This is a genomic window from Roseomonas sp. GC11 (assembly GCF_024437745.1).
Classification (GTDB): Bacteria; Pseudomonadota; Alphaproteobacteria; order Acetobacterales; family Acetobacteraceae; genus Pseudoroseomonas.
Genome location: NZ_JANFNY010000141.1, coordinates 1 through 7003 on the forward strand (window position 1 = coordinate 1; position 7003 = coordinate 7003).

The window sequence follows — 7003 nt, forward strand, 5'->3', positions numbered from 1 at the left end:
GGCCGGGGCCCGGCAGGGGCGCGGCGGCGGCTTCGGCGGCGGCGGCATCGGCGGCGCGCAGCATGGCGGCCAGCTGCGGCGAGGGCGCCTCCGGCCGGCGCGCGAAAAGGCCGCCCATGGCGCGGAAGGGCGCGGCGAGGCGCTGGCCCAGGCCGGGGCCATCCTCCTCCCGCTCCTTCTCCTTCCAGGCGGCGGCATAGGGCGGTGGCTCGGGGGTCTCGACGCTGCGGCGGACGAGGCGGGTCGTCAGGTCCACACTGCCGCGCGCGGCGCTGCCGGCGGCGCGCCCGGCCTGCCGCCAGGCTAGCAGCGGCACGCCCAGCGCGGCGAAGGAGAGCGAGCCGGCCAGCGCCACCACCGTGACATGCGCGACCAGCGAGCCGACCGGCCCGAAGAGGCCGGAGGCCAGCCCGACCATGCGCCCCGCCACCATGGCGCCCAGGGCCCCGCCGCCCCCGGCCAGGACCGGCGATTCGGGCGGCAGCGGCGCGAGGTGCAGCGCGGCGGAGAGCATGGGCAGCGCCACCAGCACCGCCACCGCCCGCCAGAGGAAGGGCGAGAGCCCCTTATGCGTGGCCAGGCGCCAGGCCCAGCCCAGCATCACCCCGACCGGCAGCATGGCGCCCCAGCCGAAGCCCTGGAGCATCAGGTCGGAGACCAGCGCGCCGGGCGGGCCGGCGAGGTTGGTCACCGCCGCCGTGGTCGCAGTGGAAAAGGAGGGATCGGCCGGATTGTAGCTGACCAGCGCCACCAGCAGACCAAGCCCGGACAGGCCCAGCCCCAGCCCCGCCAGTTCCGCGCCACGCCGCAGCAGGGCGGCCTTCAGCGCGGGCGAGGCGAAGCGGCGCGCGCCATCGGCAAGACGCCCGCCGGAGGAAGGGGCGGGGTTGGAATTTCGTTCGGCAAACGCGCGCGGCATCGGACCTCAGTCACTCTGTTGCTGAGCGGGTGTCTGAGGTTAGCACGGCAACCACTTGGACCAGAATTTCTTTCGGGCTGCCGCGGTCGGGTGGGGAGGCGGGACGCGGGGCTGGACCAGAGCGGCGGTTGCGGGCGCAGCGGCCTCGTGTGGCGGCCATGACCGGCCACTGACAGAAAAAAGAAGGGGGTCTGGGGGAATTCATTCCCCCGGCCTTCCTCCCGATTTCTTGACTACCCTTCCGGCACCCCACAGGCCCGCAGATAGCCGGCCACGTCCTCCGCTTCCTCGGGCGGCCGGGTACCATCCTCCGGATCGCCCTGCGGCACGAACAGGAAGGTCTGGTAGCGCGCGCGGGTCATCAGCACGCGGTAGGTGTTGCGGATGTGGCGGCGCGCCTCCTCGCCCCCGACCTTATTCCAGCGCGTCCCGGCGAAGCGCCGCGCCTGCCAGCGGCCGTCGGCGCGGATGAAATCCCCGCCCCAGGCCAGCCCGACCAGATCAAGCTCCAGCCCCTGGCAGGCATATTCCGTGGCGCAGACCTCCAGCGCATCCGAGGCGCGGATATCGGGCCAGCGGCAGAGGAACCAGTTCACCACCTCGTCCTCGGCACCCTGGAGCTGGACGCCGAGCCCTTCCGCGCGCAGCCGCCTGGCCTTGGCGGAGCAGACCAGCCCGGCGCGGCGCATCCCCCGTGCCTGGGCGCGCAGGCCGGCGCGCAGGCCGGGCAGGTCGCGCACCAGGGCGAAGGGCAGGCCGCCCCCGGCGGCGATAGCGGCGGCTTCCTGCGGGCGGTCGTTCAGCACGGCATCCACCCATTGGGCCGCGCGGTCATGATGCACGGAGCGCACCGGCACGGTGAGGGCCAGGGCCGGGTCCAGGGCGAGCCAGGGCGGCGCGGCCTCGCCCGGCCAGAGACGCTGCGCGGGCTCGGCGGTGGCGGAGAGCACGGCGGGCGCCGCCACGGCGCGCCAATTTCCTCCCTCGGCGCCCCAACGGGCGGCGATGACGCGGCCCCATTCGGCCAGCCCGGCCTCGCCGGTGTTGATCTCCTGCCCCTGGCCGATCAGCGCCACGATCACCGACCAGCCGGGATGCCGCCCCAGGATTTCCAGCATATGCGCCGGTTCGGAATCGGTCAGGACGGAACGGCGGCGCTGGGTATCGCGGCGGGCCTGGGCGGCATCCCAGGCGCGCTGGGCCTCGTCGAACACCACCACCGGCTCGGCCGGGGCTTCCTCCGGGTGGCGGACATGGTGCTCCAGGAAGCGGTGGACATTCTGCAACAGGGTGCGCGCCTCGCGCCGCGGCTGGCGGGGGGCGCGGCCCTGGCGCTGCCGCGCATCCCGCTCCAGCGCGCCGCGCAGCACGGCTACCAGCGGCGCATTGCCGGTGAGGAAGGCCGCCCCCTCCTCCGCTTTCTGGCCAAAGACCAGATTGAGCCCGCACAGCGTCTTGCCCGCCCCCGGAATGCCGGTGACGAACACCACCCGGCGCTCCCCGGCCTCACGCGCACCGGCGATGGCGCGGCGGATGGCGGCGGTGGTGGCGCGGAGGTTTTCCACATCGGCGCGGGCGGTGGCGATCTCCTCCACCCCATGCCGGGCGAAGAGGCGCTGTGCCGCCTCGATGATGGTCGGCACCGGGCGATAGGCGCCGCGCGCCCAGGCGGCGCCGTCCAGCGGGGTGGCGGGCATGGGCAGGGCGGCCTGGATGGCGGCCAGCAGGGCCGGGAAGCCCTCGGCCGCGGCACGGAGCGGCGGCACCACGCCATGCCAGAGCAGGGGGAATTGCTGGCGCGGCGCCGGGGCAAGCTCGGCCAGCAGCAGAGGCACCACCGGATGCGCCCGGCTCAGCGCGTGGAAATCATAGAGGTCCAGCGCGTAATCCTCGGCCTGGGCGAGGTCCTGCGGGGTGAAGGCGGTGGCGCGGTGCTTGAACTCCACCACCAGGATGCCGCGCCCGGTGAGCAGTACGGCATCGATGCGCTTTTCCAGCCGCAGCAGGTCGTATTCCAGCAGCACCGTCCAGCCACCGGCCTCCGGCAGGGCGCGCAGGGCGGCCTGGAGATGGGTGACCAGGGCCTCCCAGGAGGCCAGTTGCTCCGGGCTGACCTCGCGCAGCTGCCGCGCCTGCGCGGCGGCGAGGCGCGCGGCCCAATCCGCAGCCTCCTCCCGCAGCAGCCCGGCGCCGGTGGTGGTGACCCAGCCACTCATCCCCCGCTTCCTCCCCGGCCCGGCCCCTGGCCTGGCAAAGTGGCCAGGGCGATGCTGCCCATCATCAGCGCGAAGCCCAGGCCATGCATCAGGGAAAACGTCTCGCCCAGCAGCGCCACCGCCACCAGCGCGGCAGCGGCGGGCAGCAGCGCGGTGAAAATACCCGCTACCCCCGCCGGGGCGCGCTTCAGCCCGGCATACCAGAGCAGCAGGCACAGCACCGAGGCCGTCAGGCTGTGGAAGACCAGCAGCCCGGCCGTGGCCGGCTCGGCCAGGGCGGCGGCGGCGCCCAGCACCGGCAGGCAGAAGGGCAGCAGCATCAGCGTGCTGAAAGCCTGCATCCAGAAGCTGGCGGTGACCACCGGCACCCGCCCGGCCAGCCGCTTGGCCAGCAGGACATAGCTGGCCTCGCCACACACGGCGAGAAACACCAGCGCATTGCCCAGCAGGCTGCCCGCACCCCCGGCCTCGCCCAGGCGGCCCAGCGTCAGCGCCGCCATGCCGCCCGCCGCCAGCCCGGCGGCCAGCCATTGCCGGGGCGGCAGACGCTCCCGCAGCCAGAGCGCGCTGCCCAGGGCGATCACCGCCGGCAGGGTGGCCAGCATCAGGCCGGCCTCCAGCGCGGAGGTATAGCGCAGGCCGGTCAGCAGCGCGGCGTTGTAGAGCAGCGTGCCCAGCGCCGCCTGCCCGGCCAGATTGCGCAGCGCGCGGCCAGAGGGGCGCACCGGGCCCTCCCGCCAGCGCGCCAGCGGCCAGAGCAGCAGGCAGGCCAGCAGGCAGCGCAGCCCGGCGATCATCGGAATCGGCAGCGCCGCCGCCAGCAGCTTCGCCACTCCCACATTGACGCCGACCAGCGCCATCGAGGCCGCCAATTGCGCATAGGCGAGAAGCATCAGCGGCACAGTCCCGGAAGCGAGGGCGCGAGACTGGCAAAGGGTGCGAAGTGCGCCAAGGCAAGGGGAAAGAGAAAGGTTCTTTTTTGAAAAAAAGAACCAAAAAACTTTTTTCAGTTCAGCGTCCCGCTGTGACGGGAGACAGCGGCAGCCTGAAAAAAATTAACGGCAGTCGAGGACGCGGAGGTCGTAGACGGGGTGCTCCAGCATCGAGACGCCGGGCGCATTGGCGAACATCCAGCCGCGGAAGGCCGCGCTGCCATTCGGATCGTTGCGGGTGTCCAGCACCTCCAGCCAGGCGGCGGCGTCGGGCACTTCCTCGGGCGGGCGGGCATTGCAGGCACGCACGGTGATGCGCAGCGTGCCGAACTGCGTGGGCTGGCCCACAGGGGCGTCCAGCAGGGTGACGCGGGCCGTCACCTTGTCCAGTGCCTGGAGTTTGGCCAGCCGGCGGGCCACCCAGCCAGGATCCTGCTGCGCCGAGGCCGGCAGGGCCAGCAGCAGCACGGCGAACAGGGGCAGCAGGCGGCGCATCATGCCCCTCCCCCACCAGCGCGGCGCGGGCTGGGCAGGGCGGCGACCATCTCGGCCAGGATGCGGCGCATCGCGGCCTCGTCCACGCCCATCAGGACAGCGTCTTCCAGCAGGTCGCGCAGCAGGGTGGCGGCTTCCTCGTGGTTCTCCGCCAGGACCTTGAGCTTCTCGCGGCAGGAAACGGGCTGGCCATCGGCACCCGGCCACTGGGCCGGCGGCGCCACGCTCACGGCCGCGCCACCGGCGCGGTGGGCGCCGCGCCCTGCGGGGCATTGCCCTGCTGCTGGGTCTTGTTCGCCGCCGTCAACTCGGTGACCGAGAAGATGAAGCGGCCGAGCAGCGACTCGAGGCTGACGGCGGACTGGGTGATGGTGATCTGCCCGCCATCCCGCAGCATCTTCTCCGAGCCACCGGGCACGAGGGCGACATACTTGCCGCCCAGCAGGCTCTCGGAGGTGATCTCGGCGGAGCTGTCATCCGGCACGTTGATGCCGGGATTCACGTGAAGCTTCAGGACGGCGAGATAAGTCTGCGGGTCGATCCGCTGGTCCAGCACGCTGCCGACCTTGACACCGCCGATCCGCACATCCGCGCCCGGGGTCAGGCCGTCGATGCGGTCGAACTTCGCGCTCAAGGTGATGCCGCCCGCGGTGCTGCCCAGCGAACGGCCGGACTGCCCAAGGGCAAAGACCAGGAAAGCGGCCGCCACCAGCAGCACAACGGCGCCGGTGACGATCTCCGCCAGATTACGACCCTGCATTGTTTGATCCTGCATCAGGCTCCGGGCTGGTTTCAGCTGCCCGGCGTCCAGGCCTCATAGTCGCCGGCCGTGGCGGGGCGGGGGGCATTGGCCGGGCGGATATCCGGCCGGTAGGCCAGCTTCGTCCCGGTCTGGTTGGGGCGGTGCTCCTGCTGCCAGGCGTAGCGCTTCTGCTCCGGCAGGGGGGCGTCGGTCACGTGATGGAGCCAGCAATGCCATTCGGGCGGCACCATGGTCGGGTCGGCCTCGCCGGCATAGAGCACGAAGCGGCGCTTGCGGCCGTAGCCGAGCCAGGTCTTCTTGCTCTCATAATAGCTGTTGCCGAAGCGGTCGGTGCCGATCTTGCTGGCGGAGAAGCCAGTGGTCAGCCGCTGCAGGAAGGACATGGCTCGGTCAGTTCCATCAGGCTGCGCGGGGGCATGGGGGACCCACACCCTCGCAGGGGGAGCGCGCTCAGGGGGCTTCCTTCGCACATGCGGCGGCATGGGGAAAGATACACCTGCGCCCCGTTACTCATAGTTAGGTGGTGCTTTCGGATTTGCCACTTTCCGATCGGCCGCCACGGGCGGATTCGCCCCTCGGCGCCGATTTGCCGGCAGAGGCCGCTTCCCCGTGGCGCCGCGCAGGGCTACCTTAGAAACATGGCACGGATCGCTGGCACCCCCTGGGAAGGCATCGCGCTGCGGCGCATTCGCGCGGCGGCGGACCCCGATTCACCCGCGCGCCCCGTGGCCATTCCCGCCGCCTGGGAGGAAGGCGCGGCCGAGGCCCTGGCCGCCCTGGCCCCGGGCCAGGGGCCCGTCACCCTGCCGGGCCTCGCCGAAAGCTGGATCCGCCGCCTCACCGCCCGCGCCACCCAGTCCGGCCTGCTGCCGCCGGATGAGGCGCAGGCGCTGGCCGAGTCGCTGCGCGCCCTGGTGCTGCTGCGCCGTGGCGCCCCCGGCGCCGCCACCTGGAAGGGCGATGCCAAGGCCGAGCCGCGCTTCGTGCTGAACCTGCCCGCCTTCCTGGACGAGGCCGGCGGCTTCGACTCGGCCGGCTATGCCACCGCCGTGCGCAGCGCCGTGCTGGCGCTGGAGGTGCTGACGGGCGGGCGCGCCCTGCGGCTGCGGCTGGGCTTCGCCGATCTCGCCGGGCTGCTCGCCGCCTGCGGCCTGCCTTACGATTCCGCCGCGGCGCGGGAGGTGGCCACCTGCCTCTCCGCCCTGACGCGCGGCGCCGCCGAGCAGGCCAGCGCCGAACTGGCCGAGCGCCATGGCGCGCGCGAGCCCGCCGCCCTGCTCTGGCCCGCCCCGCCGGCGCGCTGCGCCATCCCGGGCCTCGCCGTCGCGGCGCGCCGGGCACTGGATGCCGCCGGCGCCACCCAGGGGCTGCGCCATGTCGGCTGCTATGCCCTGACCGCGCCGGATGCCGCCGAGGCGCTGCTGGGCGCCGAGACGGGCGGCATCGCCCCCGCCCAGGGCGCCACGCGTCTGGTGCAGGATGAGGAGGGCGGCGTCAGCGAGCAGCCCACCGCCGCCGCCCGCCGCGCCGCCGGCCTGCATGGCCCCCGCGCCGCCGCCACGCTGCTCGCCCCCGTGGCCGAGTCGGCGCGGGAGGCGATGGAGCACGCCATCCGCCCCTATCTGCACGCGCCGAGCCCGGTGCCGCTGGCGCGCCCGCAGCCGGCCCGCCCGCTGCC

Annotated in this window: 7 protein-coding genes and 1 pseudogene; 1 reads left to right on the plus strand and 7 read right to left on the minus strand. The window is 73.3% G+C overall.

Annotated features, from left to right (window positions below; translation table 11 throughout):
* The 7 genes from NON00_RS23555 to NON00_RS23585 form a co-directional block, all read right to left on the minus strand.
* Positions 1–919, minus strand: a 919-nt coding sequence (locus NON00_RS23555) for a DNA translocase FtsK 4TM domain-containing protein (protein WP_256025236.1), incomplete at its 3' end; no start/stop codon positions are given.
* Between the two features lie 233 nt (positions 920–1152).
* Positions 1153–3135 carry a DNA/RNA helicase domain-containing protein gene (locus tag NON00_RS23560; RefSeq protein WP_256025237.1) on the minus strand — a complete coding sequence of 661 codons (1983 nt, stop codon included), beginning with the start codon at positions 3133–3135 and terminating at the stop codon, positions 1153–1155.
* Positions 3132–4028: a DMT family transporter gene (locus NON00_RS23565; RefSeq protein WP_256025238.1), complete on the minus strand. Its 897-nt coding sequence runs from the start codon at positions 4026–4028 to the stop codon at positions 3132–3134. Before NON00_RS23565 ends, NON00_RS23560 begins: the two co-directional genes overlap by 4 nt.
* Before the next feature lie 162 nt (positions 4029–4190).
* Positions 4191–4565, minus strand: coding sequence for a DUF2155 domain-containing protein (locus NON00_RS23570; RefSeq protein WP_256025239.1), 375 nt, complete (start codon positions 4563–4565; stop codon positions 4191–4193).
* Complete coding sequence (locus tag NON00_RS23575; RefSeq protein WP_256025240.1) at positions 4562–4792, minus strand: hypothetical protein; 231 nt, start codon at positions 4790–4792, stop codon at positions 4562–4564. The genes NON00_RS23570 and NON00_RS23575 overlap by 4 nt, the downstream gene beginning before the upstream one ends.
* Entirely contained in the window at positions 4789–5322 is a 534-nt protein-coding gene (mlaD, locus tag NON00_RS23580) for an outer membrane lipid asymmetry maintenance protein MlaD (protein ID WP_256025241.1), read from the minus strand. The genes NON00_RS23575 and mlaD overlap by 4 nt, the downstream gene beginning before the upstream one ends.
* Positions 5323–5354: 32 nt before the next feature.
* Positions 5355–5708: an NADH-ubiquinone oxidoreductase subunit NDUFA12 family protein gene (locus tag NON00_RS23585; RefSeq protein ID WP_256025242.1), complete on the minus strand. Its 354-nt coding sequence runs from the start codon at positions 5706–5708 to the stop codon at positions 5355–5357.
* A gap of 255 nt (positions 5709–5963) precedes the next feature.
* On the opposite strand from NON00_RS23585, the pseudogene NON00_RS23590 reads away from it, so the two are divergent.
* Positions 5964–7003 (plus strand): annotated as a pseudogene (locus NON00_RS23590) (hypothetical protein); the annotation flags it as partial.